The 18,229-nt window shown below is 46.7% G+C and carries 22 protein-coding genes and 1 riboswitch; of the genes, 10 read left to right on the forward strand and 12 right to left on the reverse strand.

What is annotated here, in order from left to right:
- Window positions 1–155: 155 nt before the first annotated feature.
- Window positions 156–1,196, reverse strand: a complete 1,041-nt coding sequence (locus tag WBV27_RS11815) for an NAD(P)-dependent alcohol dehydrogenase (RefSeq protein ID WP_424202306.1) — start codon at window positions 1,194–1,196, stop codon at window positions 156–158.
- A 218-nt stretch (window positions 1,197–1,414) separates the two neighbouring features.
- Between WBV27_RS11815 and WBV27_RS11820 the strand changes: the two genes are divergently transcribed.
- Window positions 1,415–1,759 carry a hypothetical protein gene (locus WBV27_RS11820; RefSeq protein ID WP_424202308.1) on the forward strand — a complete coding sequence of 115 codons (345 nt, stop codon included), beginning with the start codon at window positions 1,415–1,417 and terminating at the stop codon, window positions 1,757–1,759.
- A 347-nt stretch (window positions 1,760–2,106) separates the two neighbouring features.
- Here WBV27_RS11820 and WBV27_RS11825 read toward each other — a convergent pair whose 3' ends face one another.
- Window positions 2,107–2,370, reverse strand: coding sequence for a DUF488 domain-containing protein (locus tag WBV27_RS11825; RefSeq protein ID WP_424202310.1), 264 nt, complete (start codon window positions 2,368–2,370; stop codon window positions 2,107–2,109).
- A gap of 209 nt (window positions 2,371–2,579) precedes the next feature.
- Here WBV27_RS11825 and WBV27_RS11830 point away from each other — a divergent pair, with 209 nt between their 5' ends.
- Window positions 2,580–3,179: a DUF4230 domain-containing protein gene (locus tag WBV27_RS11830; protein ID WP_424202312.1), complete on the forward strand. Its 600-nt coding sequence runs from the start codon at window positions 2,580–2,582 to the stop codon at window positions 3,177–3,179.
- 110 nt (window positions 3,180–3,289) lie between these two features.
- Here the strand turns inward: WBV27_RS11830 and WBV27_RS11835 are convergent, their stop codons facing one another.
- Window positions 3,290–3,592: a hypothetical protein gene (locus WBV27_RS11835; protein ID WP_424202314.1), complete on the reverse strand. Its 303-nt coding sequence runs from the start codon at window positions 3,590–3,592 to the stop codon at window positions 3,290–3,292.
- 79 nt (window positions 3,593–3,671) lie between these two features.
- Window positions 3,672–3,782: riboswitch (SAM riboswitch) on the reverse strand.
- A 230-nt stretch (window positions 3,783–4,012) separates the two neighbouring features.
- Between WBV27_RS11835 and WBV27_RS11840 the strand changes: the two genes are divergently transcribed.
- Window positions 4,013–4,249 (forward strand): hypothetical protein, encoded by a 237-nt coding sequence (locus tag WBV27_RS11840; protein WP_424202316.1) that lies wholly within the window; start codon window positions 4,013–4,015, stop codon window positions 4,247–4,249.
- 286 nt (window positions 4,250–4,535) lie between these two features.
- Here WBV27_RS11840 and WBV27_RS11845 read toward each other — a convergent pair whose 3' ends face one another.
- The 3 genes from WBV27_RS11845 to ade are packed head-to-tail and all read right to left on the reverse strand — an operon-like array spanning window position 4,536 to window position 7,997.
- Window positions 4,536–5,168 carry a DUF47 domain-containing protein gene (locus WBV27_RS11845; RefSeq protein WP_424202318.1) on the reverse strand — a complete coding sequence of 211 codons (633 nt, stop codon included), beginning with the start codon at window positions 5,166–5,168 and terminating at the stop codon, window positions 4,536–4,538.
- A 12-nt stretch (window positions 5,169–5,180) separates the two neighbouring features.
- Window positions 5,181–6,230, reverse strand: coding sequence for an anion permease (locus tag WBV27_RS11850; protein WP_424202320.1), 1,050 nt, complete (start codon window positions 6,228–6,230; stop codon window positions 5,181–5,183).
- A gap of 42 nt (window positions 6,231–6,272) precedes the next feature.
- On the reverse strand, window positions 6,273–7,997 hold the full coding sequence (ade, locus tag WBV27_RS11855) for an adenine deaminase (RefSeq protein WP_424202322.1): 1,725 nt from the start codon (window positions 7,995–7,997) through the stop codon (window positions 6,273–6,275).
- A gap of 376 nt (window positions 7,998–8,373) precedes the next feature.
- Between ade and WBV27_RS11860 the strand changes: the two genes are divergently transcribed.
- From WBV27_RS11860 to WBV27_RS11870, 3 genes are read left to right on the forward strand one after another with little or no spacing between them, the layout of a single operon-like run.
- Window positions 8,374–9,219 (forward strand): transporter substrate-binding domain-containing protein, encoded by an 846-nt coding sequence (locus WBV27_RS11860; protein WP_424202324.1) that lies wholly within the window; start codon window positions 8,374–8,376, stop codon window positions 9,217–9,219.
- A gap of 23 nt (window positions 9,220–9,242) precedes the next feature.
- Window positions 9,243–9,911 carry an amino acid ABC transporter permease gene (locus WBV27_RS11865; protein ID WP_106449872.1) on the forward strand — a complete coding sequence of 223 codons (669 nt, stop codon included), beginning with the start codon at window positions 9,243–9,245 and terminating at the stop codon, window positions 9,909–9,911.
- A 4-nt stretch (window positions 9,912–9,915) separates the two neighbouring features.
- Complete coding sequence (locus tag WBV27_RS11870; RefSeq protein WP_424202326.1) at window positions 9,916–10,653, forward strand: amino acid ABC transporter ATP-binding protein; 738 nt, start codon at window positions 9,916–9,918, stop codon at window positions 10,651–10,653.
- An 83-nt stretch (window positions 10,654–10,736) separates the two neighbouring features.
- Here the strand turns inward: WBV27_RS11870 and WBV27_RS11875 are convergent, their stop codons facing one another.
- From WBV27_RS11875 to WBV27_RS11895, 5 genes are all read right to left on the reverse strand, one after another.
- On the reverse strand, window positions 10,737–11,012 hold the full coding sequence (locus WBV27_RS11875) for a nucleotide modification associated domain-containing protein (protein WP_424202328.1): 276 nt from the start codon (window positions 11,010–11,012) through the stop codon (window positions 10,737–10,739).
- 79 nt (window positions 11,013–11,091) lie between these two features.
- On the reverse strand, window positions 11,092–11,493 hold the full coding sequence (locus tag WBV27_RS11880; RefSeq protein ID WP_424202330.1) for an ester cyclase: 402 nt from the start codon (window positions 11,491–11,493) through the stop codon (window positions 11,092–11,094).
- A gap of 35 nt (window positions 11,494–11,528) precedes the next feature.
- A complete protein-coding gene (locus WBV27_RS11885; RefSeq protein WP_424202332.1) occupies window positions 11,529–12,452 on the reverse strand; it encodes a cation diffusion facilitator family transporter in 924 nt (307 codons plus the stop codon).
- Window positions 12,453–12,601: 149 nt separating this feature from the next.
- Complete coding sequence (locus tag WBV27_RS11890; RefSeq protein ID WP_424202334.1) at window positions 12,602–13,942, reverse strand: sensor histidine kinase; 1,341 nt, start codon at window positions 13,940–13,942, stop codon at window positions 12,602–12,604.
- 2 nt (window positions 13,943–13,944) lie between these two features.
- Window positions 13,945–14,628: a response regulator transcription factor gene (locus tag WBV27_RS11895; RefSeq protein WP_424202336.1), complete on the reverse strand. Its 684-nt coding sequence runs from the start codon at window positions 14,626–14,628 to the stop codon at window positions 13,945–13,947.
- Window positions 14,629–14,777: 149 nt separating this feature from the next.
- Between WBV27_RS11895 and WBV27_RS11900 the strand changes: the two genes are divergently transcribed.
- From WBV27_RS11900 to WBV27_RS11915, 4 genes are all read left to right on the forward strand, one after another.
- On the forward strand, window positions 14,778–16,109 hold the full coding sequence (locus WBV27_RS11900) for a ferredoxin reductase family protein (protein WP_424202338.1): 1,332 nt from the start codon (window positions 14,778–14,780) through the stop codon (window positions 16,107–16,109).
- Window positions 16,110–16,327: 218 nt separating this feature from the next.
- The gene (locus WBV27_RS11905) at window positions 16,328–16,561 is read left to right on the forward strand and encodes a cytochrome b5 domain-containing protein (protein WP_424202347.1); all 234 of its coding nucleotides are present in this window, start codon (window positions 16,328–16,330) and stop codon (window positions 16,559–16,561) included.
- Window positions 16,562–16,827: 266 nt separating this feature from the next.
- A complete protein-coding gene (gene mazE / locus WBV27_RS11910) occupies window positions 16,828–17,058 on the forward strand; it encodes a type II toxin-antitoxin system PemI/MazE family antitoxin (RefSeq protein ID WP_288924564.1) in 231 nt (76 codons plus the stop codon).
- A complete protein-coding gene (locus tag WBV27_RS11915; protein WP_424202341.1) occupies window positions 17,058–17,399 on the forward strand; it encodes a type II toxin-antitoxin system PemK/MazF family toxin in 342 nt (113 codons plus the stop codon). The genes mazE and WBV27_RS11915 overlap by 1 nt, the downstream gene beginning before the upstream one ends.
- Before the next feature lie 82 nt (window positions 17,400–17,481).
- Here the strand turns inward: WBV27_RS11915 and WBV27_RS11920 are convergent, their stop codons facing one another.
- The gene (locus WBV27_RS11920) at window positions 17,482–17,979 is read right to left on the reverse strand and encodes a DUF6803 family protein (protein WP_424202343.1); all 498 of its coding nucleotides are present in this window, start codon (window positions 17,977–17,979) and stop codon (window positions 17,482–17,484) included.
- Window positions 17,980–18,229: the final 250 nt, after the last annotated feature.

Here is an 18,229-nt window from a genome sequence, read left to right on the forward strand (position 1 = left end):
CATTCTTTTCTCCCATTATCCACTTCATATCCAATCAGCACAATGGCCATTTTCCGACAACTATTTGAACGAATCAGCCCGATCGTGCAAAAAACCAAAAAATGCCCCCTAAGTAAAGCTGGGGACATCTTGTTTGTTTATTAAATTGATAGTTCTCAGATTGTGCTGGTGTCGATCACGAAACGGTATCTGACGTCGGAAGCCAGTACGCGTTCATAGGCCTCGTCGATCTGGTCGGCGGAAATGACTTCGATATTCGGAACGATGCCGTGTTCGGAGCAGAAGTCCAGCATTTCCTGTGTTTCGCGGATGCCGCCGATCATGGAACCTGCAAAGGAACGACGGTGCCCGATCAAGGACATCACATTCACTGACAACGGTTCTCCAGGAGCCCCGACGTTCACCAGCGTGCCATCGAGCTTCAACAAGCCTAGGTAAGCGTCTAGGTTGATAACGGCGCTCACCGTATTGATGATCAGGTCAAAAGTGCCGGCCAATTCCTTGAATGTTTCCGGATCCTTGGTGGCGTAATAATGCTGCGCCCCGAACTTCAGACCGTCTTCTTTTTTGCTCAACGTTTGCGAAAGGACGGTAACTTCAGCCCCCATCGCATGCGCGATTTTGACTCCCATGTGCCCCAATCCGCCCAGTCCGATAACGGCGACTTTCTTGCCGGGGCCGGCCTGCCAGAGGTTCAGTGGCGAGTAAGTAGTGATGCCGGCGCACAACAGCGGCGCTGCGGCATCCAGTCCGATGTTGTCCGGAATACGCACAACAAAATCTTCGGTCACGACGATATGCGTGGAGTAGCCGCCCTGTGTCGGTTCGCCGTATTTGTCGACGCCGGCATAGGTCGGAACATTGCCATTGAGGCAGTACTGTTCCTCGCCACGTAAACAATTTTCGCATTCTCCGCAGGAATCGACCATGCAGCCGACGCCAACGCGATCCCCGATTTGATACTTCGTCACACCGGGTCCGACCGCTGTGACCAATCCCGCGATTTCATGCCCAGGCACGAGCGGATAGTGCACATGTCCCCATTCACCATGGGCTGTATGGATATCCGAATGGCAGATACCCGCAAATTTGATTTCGATCAGAACGTCCTGCTCATCCAATTCCCGTCTCTTGATTTCAGCAAATCGGAACGGTTTGTCCGGACCGTCGACCGCTCTTGCTCTCGCTAGTACCATCTATTTTCCCTCCATTATGCTTTTTTATTCAAAAGCAGCATTCTCGCTCTTGTAGAAAAAGCATACTCCTTGAAGTTAAGGTTAAGTCAAGCAATAACCGTTAGGAAGTATTCATTTATTCCAAACTTTTTTGTTGCTTATTATTAACATTATTTCAATATTAAGCATAACTAGTTTATACTTAATATTGAAATGATTCGAAAATGGGAGGAATCAACTTGAAAATGAAAGCATATTTAGCTCTTCCGGTTGCATTATTGCCTATGGCCTGTTCGAATGATGCGGAGAAAACGCCTGAAACCGAAGTCACCCAATCCTCAATAAGCGAGAGCACAGAAGTTATTGATAACGAAACTGCCTTTTTGGAACAAATTGCCGATTTTGATGCAGAACACGAACCGTTCATCGTGGCCTATTATGATTCCCTCGATGCCATTAAAGAAAAAGTATCCGACGAGACGAATACTTTTGTTGATCCGGAACTTTCCGAAAGGGAACTGCAAATCAAACTAATTTTCAAAGGTGACGATGATTATTACCGCGTAATACTGGGGCATGAGTAATACTCTCTTCCTAAATCCGATATAAGGCACTCATGTCAGTCGATTGCGCAGCGCTATCTCCATGAAAGGCGACAGCTTAGTGTTTCGTTGACCGTCCGACTTACTCTTCCTTTTCAAAAGCCGAGATAAGCAGCTTACCTCGGTTAAATGCGATCTAACGAAAAAGACGCCCTGATTTTATGAGCGTCTTTTTCGATATCCAACAACGATAGTGGTGTTCTTTCACCCCCACAAGCGCAAATAACTGCCTATTTCCTCTGTGTCTCTATAAAATCCCTCAGCACAACAACATGATTAATTTCCGGACTCCGCGCGGCATAGACCAAAGTGGTATCGTTCGCTTCCAGTTATTTCAGGATCTCTACTACGGCAGCAGCGGACTTATCGTTCGTCAACAACTCTTCTTCGTAGCGTTCCTTAAAGACGGCGAATTTTTCAAGATCGTGGTCGAACCATTTACGCAAATCCGGCGAAGGGGCGATGTCCTTCAGCCAAGCATCCAACTGCGCAACTTCCTTCTTGACGCCACGCGGCCACAGCCGATCGACCAAGATCCGGAATCCGTCCGCTTTTGCTGGTGCCTCGTAGATACGCTTCATCTTCATTTCCATAAACATTTCTCCTTCCCTCGCCTGACAGCAATAATTCTACAGAGTATTCGCTGAAATAAATGAATATTTGTCAAATATCACAAATTATTTTTTAAAAATATGTTAAAATATTGTCAATTAGTTCAATCGAAAATCCATTGCATGAACCGTAGCGCGCCCACTTTGCGTAAACGCTGATGGGTTAAGATTATCGAGGAGGAGATTTGGTCATGAAAAAAATACTACTTTTATTGGTTATTGGGCTGGCAGGATATTTTATATTTACAGAAACTGATTTGATTTCCACCCGCACGAACAGGAGCTCCGAAACAGCTTTAGTTCAGGAAAAACTAGTGGAACTGTCAGAGTGGACGACACTAAAGTATGAGTACAGCAACGTCATCATCAGCCGAACAGACAAGAGTTTTGAACTATTCGGTTTCGGTGATCTTGATTTTGACTATGCAGAAGCCATCAAGCTTATTGAGTATTCCGGCTATCTGAAAGCGGGGACCGATCTTTCTAAACTTCAGATAACCTATAACGAAGAAACCAAACAATTATTAGTCAGAGTCCCTAAATCCCAAATACTCGATAACGTTGTGGAGACCGAAAAAACAAGAGTCGAAGATATCAAAGGCAATATTTTTTCTGATTATCCCAGCCAGGTAATTTTTGACGAAATAAACGTGAATAAACAACAACTTGAAGAAGAAAAAATCAGTCAGGGCTTTTTGGATGAAGCGGACAACAGAATTGAAGTATTACTGACTTCTTTTTTGAGTACCAATGGATTCGAGGATGCTGTCATCGAGTTCGAGTTCTATTGACATAACCACTCGACTTTCACATCCCGGAAACCCGACTCATTCACATAGGAAATTATTGCACACCGTCCACGCTCAAAAAAATGAGATCACACTAACTCCGGTCGATTCCTTTACAGTTCATCCCCCATCAACGCCAGTGTTCTGGTCATGTTTTCCAAGGCAATCTTCTCATTCTGAAGCTGTCCTTGCAGCTTTTCGATGCTGCGCTCAAGCTGCTGTACTTCCAACATTTTTTCGATTATGTCACTCTGGAACTGTTCCTTACCGAGCTGTCTTACATCCTCCAGTTGTTGTTTTTGTTGCTTGTGCAGGTGATAAAGCATGGCCTCGCTTTGGCTTTTTGGTCCGCCTGCCGCTTCCATTCTTTCGTAGCTTCTTTCGCAGCGCTCGAATTGTTCTTTTGTAATTGTCATGATTTTTCCCTCCAGATTGTTTTTTTGAAAACAAAAAACCCTTCTTTTAACAAGAAGAGTCGGGAATGTCGCTTTGCTCTTCTTATCTCTCAGATTGCTCTGCAGGATTTAGCACCGTGCCCGTGCTTTCGCGCGTGGGTCGGTTGCTGAGATGTCATCGGGCCAGTCCCTCGATCTCTCGTGATAAAAGAAGTTATTTAATTTTCATACATATTATGTCATAGCATTGCGCAAAATTCAACTAACTTCCGATTGGTTTAATATATTTTTTTATCTACATCTGTTCTACACACTTCCTAAGTATACTGAAGAAGGATCAAGCGATCCTGCGTTGCAGATCATTTCTTTTGTCCGATCAACAACACGGAAACAGTCTCGTAAAACATAGCCAGTTTATACACAGGAAGGAAGAACTTACCCATGAAGAAAAAATATTTGATGATTGGCCTGATTTCTTTTACTGCATTGACCACCTTTGCTGTCGCAACTCCCGTAGAAGCAGCGATGATGGATACGGTGACATATGAAAACCACGGTCAGTATGTACGTAGCCATGCCACTCATCTTCGTCATCACACAGAAGACGGTCATTCTATGAACGGCGTCAGTATGCATGCTAGAGACACGGATGAAAATCTTTCTTGTCCCACTGAATAAATGACTTCGTTCTTTCGGAATAGGAATTGCATTTATGCTTGGAAATAGCCCGCCAAACCAGTGTTGGAGGGGAAAATCAGTTCAAATCATAGTCAGTTAAACCGCCAAAACCATCCTGGCGGGGAAAAACGCCCGCCGACAACACGAGATAGCCCGCAAAACACGATTTGGCGGGCTATCTCGCTACGAACTCTAACTCATACCAGAACTTCATATCGCAAAGAAGGGGCTATCCTGAATGGATAGCCCCTTCTTGCATTTTCAAACGCATAAAACTACTGCCAGTCTAGGCATACTTCAATGCAATCTCTTCCACAAATTTGGTCACGTCCTTGAAGGCGTCACAGCAATCTTCCAGGGTTTTATAGATTTTGCTCAGGATGACGATGCTAACGGCATCCGCATCGCTCTTATAAAGGTCGTGCATGGAGTGGATGTACAGCAGATCGCCTTCCTTCTCACAGGCATTGATCCGGTCGATGACTGCATGTATCTCTTTTTGCGATTTCTTGTAGGTTTTCAAAAGCCTTACCGCCGTAAGCAGTTCTTCGGCTGATTTTTCGACCAGATCCAGGAATTGGTTGATTTCCGGGGTGATGTTCTGCGGTTGATAGATCTCAATGTGGATCATGACATCCTCTATCATGTCGATGGCATGGTCCAGACTGGTTACCAGCGCAATCACATCCTGCCTGTCGAAAGGCGGCAACAGATCGTTGTACATATAGCGCATCAGCCTGTATTTCGCGAGGTCGGCGTTGTGTTCGATTTCATGCATCTCGTCCAATTTTCGGCTGAGATCAGCGCCCGGATAATCCGCCAGCACCTGCTTCAGGAATTCCGCCGATTCGACGCCCCATTCGGCAAGCTTGATGAACTCATCGAAATAATCCAACTTTTCAGTCTTCTTTTTGAACATAACCGGAACCCCCTAAAATATCCGAATGAACAGTTTGGCCATCAGATAACCGACAAGCCCGCAGCCTGGAAACGTCAATACCCAAGTAAAAACCATTTCCTTGACCGTCAACCAGTTTACGCTAGACAAATGCCTGCCTGCGCCAACTCCCATGATAGCCGTTGTCTTCGTGTGGGTCGTGCTCACCGGCAGCCCCAAGAGCGATGCCGTCAAGAGGCTCAATGCACCGGCAAAATCAGCGCTGAAGCCTTGATAGGTCTCCAGCTTCACCATGTTGACCCCTACCGTCTTGATGATCTTCCCGCCGCCGATTGCTGTCCCCAAGGCCATGACCGTGGAACACAACAGCATCAACCAGACCGGGATCGCGAAATCGGTCGCGGCATTTCCTTGAGACAAAGCGATGCCCAACAGGAAAATCCCGATGAACTTCTGGCCGTCCTGGGCCCCATGCATGAAGGCCATCGCCGCCGCACCGGCGATCTGGCTGTTGCGGAAGAAGGTTGTCGTGCTTTGCCGCTCAATGTCCTTGAACAACGCGCCGACCAGTTTCACGACAAGGAAGCCCAAAAATAAACCCATAACAGTGGAAAGCAGCAAGCCATACAGCACCTTGATCCATTCCGCCCCATTGATGCCGCTGATGCCGCCCTGCAACGCAATCGCAGCCCCTGACACCCCAGCGATCAAGGCATGGCTCTCGCTTGTCGGAATGCCAAAATACCAAGCTGCAGTGGCCCATACCACAATCGCGAAGAGCGCCGCACACAGCGCCACGACCGCGTCATCCGTATTCCCGCCAAAATCAACCATCTTCGCCATCGTCTGGGCAACTTTCGCATTGATCGCTGTCATCGCAAAAACGCCTAAAAAATTGAACACAGCCGCCATCAAGATGGCGTTCCGCGGCGTCATGCTTCTTGTCGAGACGCAGGTGGCGATGGCATTCGGCGCATCCGTCCACCCGTTCACCAAAACCACGCCCAGCGTCAAGGCCACCGTCACCACAATAGCCGGGCTGGTCAGCAGCAACTGAATGAATTCACCGAATGAAATCGCCATAAAGAACAACCGCCTTTCCGGACCACAGTGAAATGAATGGTTTTACATCGGAATCCCGACTTCGATATGCTGGAAGGAATCCACATCAAACAAACCTTTATCTGTAAGTTTCAGACGCGGAATGACCGGCAAGCACAGGAACGAAAGGATCATGAAAATGTTCTGCGATTCCTCCGCCAACGTAGCCAACTGCTCGTGCAACTGATGCAATTCCTTGATTACTTCTTCGTAAGGTTTTTCCGACATGATGCCACCGACCCGCAGCGGGACTGACGCCAGCACCTTGCCGCCATCCACGATGACGAGTCCGCCTTGCATGCGTTCCGCCTCTTCGATCGCCAGCAGCATATCTTCATCGTTCGTACCGGCAACGACCAGATTATGCGAATCATGGGCTACAGTCGAGGCGATTGCGCCCCGTTTCAGACCGAGTCCGCTGACGATGCCAGCACCGATGCTGCCTGTTTGGTGATGCCGTTCGCACACCACCATCTTCACTTGATCATTTTCTGGATCCGCAACAAAGAAGCCGTCTTCCGTCTTCACATCCGCTGCGATTTTCTCCGTAATGATCCGGCCCGGCACAACGCCGATGACCCAAGCTTTCTGGTCTTTCTGAAGCGGGATCTGCAAATCGTCTTTAGTCACTTTCTTCAAATGAAGCGAGGATCGGACGGCCTGTGGGACAACAGCACGGAAACTACTTAAAGCATCTAGGTCCAGCAAGCGTCCGCCTTTGATGATCGTTTCCGGGCGCAAGGTCCCCAAGCTGTCCGTGATCAGGATATCAGCCAAGTAACCGGGTGCGATGGCGCCTTTGTCCTCGATTCCGTGGCATACCGCATTATTGAGCGTAGCCATCTGGATGGCGATGAGCGGGTCCAACCCTTGTTGAATCGCCAGCTGCGCGGCATAATTGACGGTTCCTTCTTCGGCCAGTTCATCCAGATGCTTATCGTCCGTACAGAATGAAAAACGGCGGCTGTTCCTTTCGTTGATAGCCGGCAACAGCGCCAACAGATCTTTCGCAGCTGAGCCTTCACGCACCAATACATGGATGCCCCTGCGTACCCGCGCAATCGCCTCTTCAGCAGTCACCGCCTCATGATCGTTGCTGATCCCGGCTGTGCTGTACACATTCAACGCAGTATCCGGCAAACCAGCCGCATGGCCATCAACCATCATTCCTGCTTCGATCGTCATGCGGATTTTCTCAAGCATATCCGGATTTGCATTCAATACGGATGGATAATCCATCACTTCCGCCAAGCCGATGACGCTCGGCTGGGCCAAATAAGGCCGGAGATCATCCGCGGTCAGCGTTGCGCCGTTCTGCTCGAAGGGCGTTGCCGGCACACACGAAGGCAGCTTCATCAGGATGTCCATGTCGGCGTTGGCGGCGTCCTCCAGCATGAAGTCGATCCCGATTGTTCCTGCGACGTTCGCGATTTCATGCGGATCGGTCACAACGGTCGTCACGCCGTGTTTGATGAGGGCACGCGAAAATTCCGAAGGCGTGACCATCGTCGATTCGATGTGGATATGCCCGTCGATAAAGCCCGGCATGACATACTTTCCTGAAGCATCCACCACTTGCTTTCCGTTTGGGTACGTGCCGATGCCGACGATGTATCCGTCCTTGATCGCAACGTCCGCTTCAAAGGTCTCCAGCGAAAACACATCCACCACTGTTCCGTTCTGGATGATCAGGTCCGCTTCCTCCGGTTGCTGTGCTGCCTGGATCAATCTTTTCAATGCATCTGTCATACAAATTCCCCCTGGTTCCATTCGCTCTCTTGGTCAGCGAATCTCTTGTTGTTTCCTATATTATACACGATTCACGTGGGGACCGATAAGCTTCTTATCAGCGGTCAAACTTATCCTCGATAAAATTTTCTGCAATCATACAATCCGGATCTTTTTGAAGCTATAGGTGATCGTTTTTACCTATCAATATTGTTCGATTATAACTGTTTGCTTCTTACATGCACTGGTGATAAGATTTCCTCATGCCTTCGAGCGACAAAAAGTAAGGAAGTGTCGGTTTACAGGCTCTCATCACCAGCATCAACCGCGTGGGGGAGTTTTTTCCGGTCGAAGGACCGTCAACAAATCAAAAATACAAAAACAGGAGTGAATCATAATGAAGAAACTATTATCAAAAATCTTATTCGTAGGTACAGCAGGCTTGGCTTTGGCGGCTTGCGGCGCAACAACAACTGATTCAAGTTCGGACAGTGCCTCAACAGCAACCAGCACCGCTACGGCAGGAAACGTCTTAAAGACGATCGAAGAAAACAAACAATTGCGCATCGGGGTGGAAGGCACTTACCCGCCATTCAGCTACCATGACACAGAAACAGGCGACTTGGTCGGTTTTGAAGTAGAAATCGCGGAAGTCATCGCAGAAGATTTGGGCGTGGAAGCTGTCTTTGTCGAAACGAAATGGGATTCCCTGATCGCCGGATTGGACGTCAATAAATACGATATCGTCATCAACAACGTCGGCGTTACCGAAGAACGACAAGCGGTTTATGACTTCACCGATGCTTATTTCGAGTCCTATGGCCAATTGGCTGTTAGCGCAGACTCTGACATCCAAACTTTGGAAGACTACAGCGGCAAAAAATCAGCACAATCCACTACAAGTAATTACGCACAGAACGCTCGCGACTTAGGTGCTGAAATCGTTCCTGTCGATGGCTTCAATCAAGCAGTTGAATTGATCACTTCAGGCCGCGCGGACGGAACAATCAATGATTACATCACTTTCTTGACTTACTTTGAGGAATATCCAGACTCCACTTTGAGACTGATTGATGAAAAACTGCCTACAAGTGATGAAGTCGGCATCATCCTGCAAAAAGAAAACACAGAATTCCAGACTAAACTGAACGAAATCATCGCAGCACGCACAGAAGACGGCACTTTCAAAGCAATCTTTGAAAAATACCTAGGTGAAGACATCAGCGTCGGAGCCAACGAATAATAAAAAGGATTGGTGAGTAAATTTTGCAACACACATTATCCATAATCGAAAACGCCCTATGGCCAATTCTGGAAGCAGGATTTACTGTCACCATCCCCTTGGCGCTGATCTCCTTTGCCTTGTCACTTGTCCTGGCGGTCCTTACTGCAGTCATGCGGATTTCGAAAAGCAAGATATTAAAAGGGCTGGCTTGGTTCTACGTTTGGGTATTCCGCGGCACCCCGCTTTTGATCCAGTTGTTCATCGTCTTTTTCGGTTTGCCGAAGCTGAACATCACTCTGGATGCGTGGACCGCCGCTATTCTGACTTTTGCCCTAAACAGCGGAGCGTATTCGGCCGAATCCATCCGTGGCGCAATCCTGTCCATCCCGAGAGGGCAATGGGAAGCGGCCGACTCCTTGGGCATGACGCACGGACAGGTCCTGAAAAGGATCATCTTCCCGCAGACCATCCGGATTGCCTTGCCGGCTGTCATGAATGACTTCATCTCTTTGGTGAAATCGACTTCGCTGGCATCCAGCATCACAATCATCGAAATGACGATGGTCGGGCAGCAGTTCGCTTCCGTTACCTATGAACCGCTGATTCTGTATATGGAAGTGGCTGTGATCTATCTCCTTATCAGTACAGTATTGACTTGGATCCAAGGCAAATTGGAAATCAGAACTTCCAAATATCTGAAAAAGGCGTGACGACATGATCGAAATCAAAAATATCCAAAAATCCTACGGTGACTTTCATGCCCTCAAGGACATCTCGTTGACTTTCAGAACCGGTGAAACGACGGTTATCGTCGGCCCATCCGGTTCGGGCAAGTCAACCCTGCTCCGCACCTTGAACCTGTTGGAAGTGCCCGAAAGCGGCATCCTGAAGAACGGCAATCTCGAGGTCGATTTCAGCTCCAAAATTTCAAAGGAAACGATGATGGCGATCCGCAAAGAAACGGCGATGGTTTTCCAGAGCTTCAACCTCTTCCCGCACCTTTCGGTATTGGAAAATGTCATCGAAGGCCCGATCACGGTCCTAAAACTTTCCAAAACGGAAGCGACAGCCCGAGCCAAAAACCTGCTGACAAAAGTGGGCTTGGCCGACAAACTGGACCATTACCCGGACCAACTTTCAGGCGGGCAACAGCAGCGCGTCGCCATAGCGCGTGCCTTGGCCATGGAACCGGATTTCGTCCTGTTCGACGAACCCACATCCGCCCTTGACCCCGAGTTAGAGGCAGAAGTGCTGCGTGTTCTGAAGGAACTCGCCTCCGAAAAGCTGTCCATGATCATCGTGACGCACAACCTTGACTTCGCGAGGGAAGCAGCAGACCGCATGCTCTTCCTGGAGGACGGCAAAGTCGGGTTCGACGGTCCGACCAAGGACTTCTTCGAAAGCACAACCGATCCAAGGATTGCCCGCTTCATCAATAGCATAACGATATAAAAAAGATAGACGAGACCAGGGCATCCAAGCTTTGGTCTCGTCTATCTTTTTTGTTGAGGCAATTGATACTATTGTACTCAGCATTATGCCTTGTTCTCGATTTCGATGATGGTCATGATTGCGTAATTCGCCAAATCCATCAGCGTGTCTGTGATACTCTCATCTTTAACCTCTGCCTCTTGCTTGATCAGTTGTTTGAAACGGTGCAGTTTATCATCCAATCGGACAGCCGGCATTATCAGCCCGTACTCCTGGAAGCTGTCCCCAAAACTATCCCCGTAGTCTCTGTTTTTTGCCGCATACAACTGATTCAGCCTTTCGCATATTTCCCTGTGCTGCTCGACTTTCGTCATATCCATCACCGCTTTCTTTCTGAACCAACATTATTTGAGCCGCTAAGCCCCCAATAGCTATCGACTTCACATTTTCTCCTGAGTCTCAGTGGACTGCGCCTATCTGCTGCATCCAGCTCAGGCGATCCGGTGAGTTCCACCATTCCACGATTTTTCCATCAACTATCTTTGCCATCCCGATGACTGGCACGGCTACTGATTTCCCGCTGGCCGGAATGCCGTTGAACTCCCCGGTATGCAAAGCCCTCACAACCCCACGGAATGCCACCTTATCCCCTTCGGCAATCATATCTTCCAGCGTAATCTGGCTTTCTGAGAAGCTCGCATAATAGTTGGTTTGAAACTTCTGGAATTCTTGCAGATTCATTGTTGGCGATGCACCGATATGCGCCATAAAATTTGGAACACAAAATTCAACAATCGTTCTGCCTTCTTTGTTCGATTTCATTAGGAAATCACGAACAAGTGCTTTATTCTCCTCCAACATCAGAAAGACATCCTTTCCATTGATTCTGTTGTTGCTTATTCTTTATCGAGTACCCTGCCCACATCCTCGCAACAATTATATTCGAACTGAATCGTCAAGTGGGTCACACCGAAGCGTCCTTTCAATACCTGTTCCAACTTCTCATAGACGTCAGATAATTCACTGACCAAAATATCATTTTGCAGATTTACGTGGGCTTCAAAAAAGAGCGTGTGCTCATCCAGTGCCCAAATGTGGACGTGATGGATGTTTTTTATCGCATCCATCTTTTCGAGTTCCTCCGCTATTTCATCGATATCCACCGTTTTCGGTGTTCCCTGCATCAGGATATTCGCCGATTCTTTCAATATTTCATAGCTCTCCTTGAGGATGTATACACCAATCAGCACCGTCAATAAGGGATCAATCCAATAAGCATCGAAGTAATAGATGACAATGCCGCCGACCATTACCCCGACTGAAGAAAGGGCGTCGCTCAAAAAATGCAGATATACCGCCCGCATATTCAAGTCATCTCCTGAACTCTTATGCAGCAGATATACGGCCACTGCGTTGAGGACAATCCCGATTGCGGCGATCACGATGACCAGCAGTGCGTTTATTTTTTCAGGCTGAATGAATTTAAAATAGGCTTCCCTGAAAAGGAAAAGGGACATGATGATAAGTAGGGTAGCGTTGATGACCGCGGCTATGATGGTGGCTCTTCTGTAGCCAAAAGTGTTTTTCTTATCGTGTTCTTTTGCTGCCATCTTGACGGCAAACCAACTGATGATGATTGACAATACGTCATTAAGATTGTGGAGCGCATCGGAAAGCAGCGATAAGCTGCCGGAAAACCAGCCTCCCAATACTTCGGCAATTGTCAGCACAATCTTCAGGACCATGGTTATGATTAAATTTTTTCCTTTTACGCCACCAAAACCGCCCGGATGGCTGTGTGCATGGGTATGTTCTGTCATCGCTCATCCCTCCTATTGCGCGCAAAAAGCAATTATCTATGCCATAATCATACTCCAAATTTTATGAAATAGAAAAATCCACGTGCCCCTTTTGCTAACAAAAAAAGGACTCCCATTTTATTTAGGGATTTAGACTCTTCATTTTTACATTACACGCTTTCCTTCATCTTAGGAAACCGGATAAAGAATGTCGTTTCCTTTCCCACCATGCTTTGCACATCGATTTCCCCATTATGCGCATGCATAATGTCTTGGCAGATAGCCAAACCCAATCCCGTCCCTCCGCTTTCGCGCGAACGATCGGTATCGACACGGTAAAAGCGATCAAAGATAAGCGGCAGATGCTCCTCGGCAATGCCCTCACCGTAATCGGTGATTGCCAAGACGACCTTTTCATTTTCTTGGTAGGTGCGGATTGTGATTGGCGTCTTCGAATCGGAATGGAAAATGGCATTCTGTACGATATTTAAAATGACCTGTTCTATTTTTTTGCGGTTCATCAGAACATTCGGTATCCCGCCTATCGTCAGCTTCAGTTCCCGCCCTTCCTGGATCATCTTCAACAGGGGGAAAAGGTCCTGCAGAACATCATTCAGATTCAGTTCGGTTTTCCCCATCTGCACCTTCCGATCCAATTTTGAGAGTTCCAGCAATTCGTTCACAATATACGTCAGGCGTTTTGTCTGATCAAGCATGTTCTCCAGAGAATAGCGGATCTTTTCGGGATTATCCAGCTTTCCCCGCAACAGAATTTCCGAATAACCCTGGATTGTCGTCAGCGGTGTCTTTAACTCATGAGAAGCATCGGAAACAAATCGCTGCAATTTATGCTGGTTCTCTTCGATAGTTTGAAAGGAATCATGCAGCCTTACTTTCAGCTCGTTGGTCGAATCTACCAGTTTGGCTATATCCGCTTGCGCATCTGCAATAACTATCGGCTCATCAAGATTATCGACGGAAACCTCAGAAACCGATGCAATGACGCTATCTAAAGGAGCCAGCGTTTTCCTCAACATACGCCTATAGAACCGCCAAGCCAACAACAGGATGACAATGCTGGCAATCACATAAATAATCAGCTGCGTAAGCATCAACTCGACCGACTCGTGGATGGAATAGATGATTTCTATCGTCCCGATCGCTTTCCCTTCATAATATACAGGCTCAGTATATGCTGCTGTCTCTTTATTTTTTAAAAATAGTCGATTGGTGTGGATGATTTGCTTTTCTCCGGAGCTCGCATAAAAAACGATGTTCGCATCTGAAGCGAAATCCTCGGCAAGCTCCGACGCTTCTTTAGTCAACGGCTCTTCTTCACCGAGCAGATCGGGTGTTTGCTGGAGCGCCTCAAGATAGGTCGCCACTTCCATTTCCCTTTGGTTTTCGGTGTATAGATAAATCAAGGTTGTCTGCAAAAAACCGATTATCCCCAGAAAGAGCAACAGCAACTGCATGCTTCTCTGGAACAGTTGCTTGTTTAAGCTTTTCATTTTCATCCTTCCACATCCAATTTATAGCCGAATCCGCGTTCGGTTTTGATGTAGCGGTGCGCCGTATCCTGCAGCTTTTCCCTTAAGTTGCGGATATAAACCTCCACCACATTTGAACTGCTGAAATAATCATAGCCCCATACCTGATTCATGATGGTCTCCTTCGAAATGACGATGTTCACGTTATCGAACAACAAGCTCAGTAGCTTGTACTCTGTGGGGGTCAGATCAAGCTTTTCATTCTCGAACGTAATCTCATGGCGGGCATCATCGACCGAAAAGGGCCCCTTGCGGATGACTGCATTCTTTTGCGGGAAACGACTATTCAAACGGATCTCCATCCGAGTCAGCAGCTCCAGAAAACTGAATGGCTTGGCCAGATAATCATCTGCCCCAATTTTCAATCCTTTTACCGTATCTTCCGCTTGGTCCTTCGCGGTCAGCATGATGACGACAACATCATATTTCTGTTTCAGCATGCGGCAGCATTCATAGCCATCGATCCCCGGCATCATCACATCCAAAATGACGATATCGAAAGGTTTCTCATGCATTTTCGTCAGAGCCGTCAAGCCGTCTTTTGCCGTTTCCACGCTGTATCCTTCGTCTTCCAGTCCCATCGTCAAAAAATCACGGATGCTCTTTTCGTCATCCACAACCAAAACGCGCGTTTTTTTCCCGTCCATTTCGTTCACCTCTTTGCTTTATTGTAGCATGCTTCCGTTTGCTCACAGAATGAAAAATAGCATCTTCAGCTAATCTTCAGCTTACCTTCATACCATCCTAACCCTCCTTATCTATAATAAGTATAAATAAGAAATCGGAGGAAACGCACATGAAAAGAAAAGCAATCCAGTTTATGATTCTCGCCATTTATTTTTTGAGCCCTTTACCCATTGCTTTCATCTCGCTAAAAGGGCTAAGTTTCAGTATCGCAGCGCCTGCTTTTATCGGCATCGTCAGCTACACGTGGCTGTTATCTGAACTGATAACGGCCGCAAGACCCAAATTCATCGAAAAATACTTCAGCCTGGATAAGTTCCATCGTTTCCACGGTATCATGGCCATCGTCGCTTTGGCGCTTGGCCTGATGCATAAAGAATGGGCCAGTTTCGCTTGGGGTGAGTTTGAATTTTCGACTGTCTTCGGGGATTTTGCCATCATGCTGTTCCTGCTGCTGACCGTATTGTCTGTGTTCTTCATGACCAACTGGCTAGGGAGATTCAAAATAATCAAAATGGTGAAGGATGCCTTAGGAAATTTTGCCTTCTCCAAATACAGCGTCATGAAGTTCCTGCATAATTTCAATATCGTTGCCATCATCGCGCTATCTGTGCATGTCATCACCATCGCCTACTTTGTCAGGGGCGATATGACGTTGACTATGTTGTACGCCCTGTATTTCATCGTTTCTTTGGGCTTCTATGTGTACCACAAGCTGCTAAGACCTATTTTATTGAAGAAAAATATTTATACCATAACCGATGTGGTGAACGAGAACGACCAGATCGTCAGCTTGACGATGGAAGCCGAAAATGGAAGGCTCTTTGATTACAAAGCCGGACAATTCATCTATTTAAGAGTGCTGGATGGAAACTATAGTTTTGAGGAACACCCATTTTCTTTGACTTCCGCACCGGAAAATCCGCGTGCCCTTACCGTATCGATCAAGGATTCCGGAGACTATACGCACATGATCCAACGCATCATGGCAGGGACGAAAGTGACCGTCGAAGGTCCTTATGGCGGCTTGGGACAACCGCTGGAAGACATCCAAAACACGGATAAGAGCCTTGTTCTGTTCGCCGGCGGTGTCGGCGTCACACCTATGCTGGGCATCCTGGAAAGCCTGCGCCAAAAAAATGCCAAAAATAAAGCGGTGCTCATCTGGAGTTTGCGCAATGAGAATGAACTTGCCTATGCAACCGAATTGGCTTCTTTCCAGAAAGACCTGCCAAACTTCACCTTCGTCCCTTTTTATTCAACCCAGAACGGTTACTTGGATGCGGAAAAAACCGAAGCCATTTTCAAATCCACTGCAGTTCCCTATGCCACCAGCGAATTTATCCTTTGCGGTCCCAAGGGATTCATGAACACCATTGAATCGACGTTGGTTTCCAAAAATGTTCCAAAACAAAAAATCCACTTCGAGTCATTTGGATTGTAAATAGTGACGAAAGTCCAGAAAAAGGAGAAAACAAAATGAAAAAAAATAATAAAGCAAAAATGATTACCCTCTTAGTTGGTGCAGGCTTACTTTTCGGGGCATGCGGAACAACACAGGCGGAGACTATCTCAAATACCAACAATGCTTCGGCGAGTTCGGTTGTTTCATCAACAGAAGCAGCATCGTCGTCCAGCGGTGTTGCTTCAAGTAGCCAAGCAATTGCCATAACCTTTACCCTCGATGAATTATCGCAGTATGACGGAAAGAACGGGAATGATGCCTATGTAGCCATTGACGGCATCGTCTACGATGTCACCAATGCAGCTAAATGGCAAAATGGGAGCCATTATGGAATACAGGCGGGCACCGACTGCACCACCGCCATCAGCCATTCGCCGCACGGCACCTCCGTTTTGGATGGGCTGCCGATTGTCGGGACTTTGGTGGAATAAACCAAAAATTTTGATTATCAGTAGCATACCGACCAGAACAAGAAAGACTGACTCAGGCTTCAAATATGCCCAGGTCAGTCTTTCTTTTGTTTTAAAATAAGAATCTATCTTCCTATTCTGACATTTCATCCCCGAAAGCTTGCGCTATCGCACGGTAACCTTGGACAGTAGGATGGATATCGAGCGGCAAATAGGTCCTCGTATTCGAAGTGCACTTTGCGTGACTGAGTGTTATCGAGTATAATTATTCATAAGAGGTGAGAAACATGTTAATTACAAAATCCAGACTGCAGGGAAGTTCCGTAGTTGTAACTCTGCCACTTCACAATGGCGAAAAATTGGAACCCAATAAAGAATATATAGTAATTTATTCACCGGATGGGACAATCACATTGGTTCCCAAAATTGATGATCCCTTTGTTTTGTCCGAAGCTGGAGCTTTTTACGAAAAAGATGAGTGGAATAATTTATCTCCTGAAGGGAGAGAACTATTCTGATGAATGCTTCCGATAGGTACATCCCCAAGAAAGGCGATATCGTCTGGGTAAATTTTGACCCATCTTCAGGAAATGAAATCAAAAAACGTCGGCCAGGACTGGTTGTCTCAAGATACGAATTTAATCGTTCCACCTTGTTTGCGGTTATTTGCCCAATAACTTCGACAATAAAAGACATTCCTACTCGGTATACGTTGCCGAAAGAAATGGTTGTCACAGGTCAAATCGTCATTTCCCAACTCAAATCTTTGGATTTTCACGCCAGAAAAATCGAATTTGCTGACAGATTACCTGTTCAGGATATCGCTAGAGTCGATCAGATAATCGAATACATTTTTTAAAAATCCGCAATCACTTAAACAGCTGGTTGCGGATTTTTTGTCGTATATACTTGTATTTGGATACAAATTAACAGGGGTATGACTAATTCGTCATACCCGGCATTACGGACATGCTGTCGATGATTTCAGGATTCACCATACCGAAAATCATGGCAATGTGGGCAACGACCAAGAAGCAGCCGCCGACCAACATAAAGTGGATTTTCATTTTTTCTTCATCCGTTTTATTCCGGAATAGGACACCGATTTCCATAAGTGCGATCGGCAAAAGGAACAGTACGCCGCTCAGATAGAAGCCCACTGCCACAACGTCGACCCACGTATGCCAACCATTTGTGGTGGTCAATGGAATCACTGCGTTAAACAACAGGTAGAAGAATATTCCCGTAAAATAGAAGCCGGCAAAGATACCGACGATTTTGTTCAAAGTCCTCAAACCACCTGATTTTACCCTGTCGAAAATAATGAAAAATTCCGAAATCGTCAGCGTCTCCGCGCAGATCACTGGGATGGCCATAAAGATGATCAGATTCCAGGGCTGATTTGAAGCTAATAAAGACATGTAATGAGTCATGCTCATTTTGTTTCCTCCTCAAAGTAAAATAACCAAAAATTGATAGTCTAAATATACTGAACGAATGTGTGGATTAGATGGAGATTAGGCGTCTTCATATGAGCCACATAATGGCCTGATATTCTGTAACTGTAGTAAAAAAAAATCCGGAAAGAGGGGCCAAATAATGCTGACAATCCAATTTATTATTTCAATACTCATGGTTCTCGTCTTAATGAGCTTGATTATGAACACAATCCGTAAACAGGATTCTGTT

Source organism: Trichococcus sp. (assembly GCF_049589555.1).
Classification (GTDB): Bacteria; Bacillota; Bacilli; order Lactobacillales; family Aerococcaceae; genus Trichococcus.

Excerpts from the sequence above, each read along its gene's own strand:
- WBV27_RS11825 (WP_424202310.1), bottom strand. The coding sequence starts at position 2,370 with ATGGAAATGAAGATGAAGCGTATCTACGAGGCACCAGCAAAAGCGGAC.
- WBV27_RS11915 (WP_424202341.1), top strand. The coding sequence starts at position 17,058 with ATGAATGCTTCCGATAGGTACATCCCCAAGAAAGGCGATATCGTCTGG.
- WBV27_RS11840 (WP_424202316.1), top strand. The coding sequence starts at position 4,013 with ATGAAGAAAAAATATTTGATGATTGGCCTGATTTCTTTTACTGCATTG.
- WBV27_RS11835 (WP_424202314.1), bottom strand. The coding sequence starts at position 3,592 with ATGACAATTACAAAAGAACAATTCGAGCGCTGCGAAAGAAGCTACGAA.
- WBV27_RS11850 (WP_424202320.1), bottom strand. The coding sequence starts at position 6,230 with ATGGCGATTTCATTCGGTGAATTCATTCAGTTGCTGCTGACCAGCCCG.
- WBV27_RS11875 (WP_424202328.1), bottom strand. The coding sequence starts at position 11,012 with ATGGATATGACGAAAGTCGAGCAGCACAGGGAAATATGCGAAAGGCTG.
- WBV27_RS11845 (WP_424202318.1), bottom strand. The coding sequence starts at position 5,168 with ATGTTCAAAAAGAAGACTGAAAAGTTGGATTATTTCGATGAGTTCATC.
- WBV27_RS11920 (WP_424202343.1), bottom strand. The coding sequence starts at position 17,979 with ATGAGCATGACTCATTACATGTCTTTATTAGCTTCAAATCAGCCCTGG.
- mazE (WP_288924564.1), top strand. The coding sequence starts at position 16,828 with ATGTTAATTACAAAATCCAGACTGCAGGGAAGTTCCGTAGTTGTAACT.
- WBV27_RS11860 (WP_424202324.1), top strand. The coding sequence starts at position 8,374 with ATGAAGAAACTATTATCAAAAATCTTATTCGTAGGTACAGCAGGCTTG.
- WBV27_RS11900 (WP_424202338.1), top strand. The coding sequence starts at position 14,778 with ATGAAAAGAAAAGCAATCCAGTTTATGATTCTCGCCATTTATTTTTTG.
- WBV27_RS11815 (WP_424202306.1), bottom strand. The coding sequence starts at position 1,196 with ATGGTACTAGCGAGAGCAAGAGCGGTCGACGGTCCGGACAAACCGTTC.
- ade (WP_424202322.1), bottom strand. The coding sequence starts at position 7,997 with ATGACAGATGCATTGAAAAGATTGATCCAGGCAGCACAGCAACCGGAG.
- WBV27_RS11895 (WP_424202336.1), bottom strand. The coding sequence starts at position 14,628 with ATGGACGGGAAAAAAACGCGCGTTTTGGTTGTGGATGACGAAAAGAGC.
- WBV27_RS11890 (WP_424202334.1), bottom strand. The coding sequence starts at position 13,942 with ATGAAAAGCTTAAACAAGCAACTGTTCCAGAGAAGCATGCAGTTGCTG.
- WBV27_RS11885 (WP_424202332.1), bottom strand. The coding sequence starts at position 12,452 with ATGACAGAACATACCCATGCACACAGCCATCCGGGCGGTTTTGGTGGC.
- WBV27_RS11880 (WP_424202330.1), bottom strand. The coding sequence starts at position 11,493 with ATGTTGGAGGAGAATAAAGCACTTGTTCGTGATTTCCTAATGAAATCG.
- WBV27_RS11830 (WP_424202312.1), top strand. The coding sequence starts at position 2,580 with ATGAAAAAAATACTACTTTTATTGGTTATTGGGCTGGCAGGATATTTT.
- WBV27_RS11870 (WP_424202326.1), top strand. The coding sequence starts at position 9,916 with ATGATCGAAATCAAAAATATCCAAAAATCCTACGGTGACTTTCATGCC.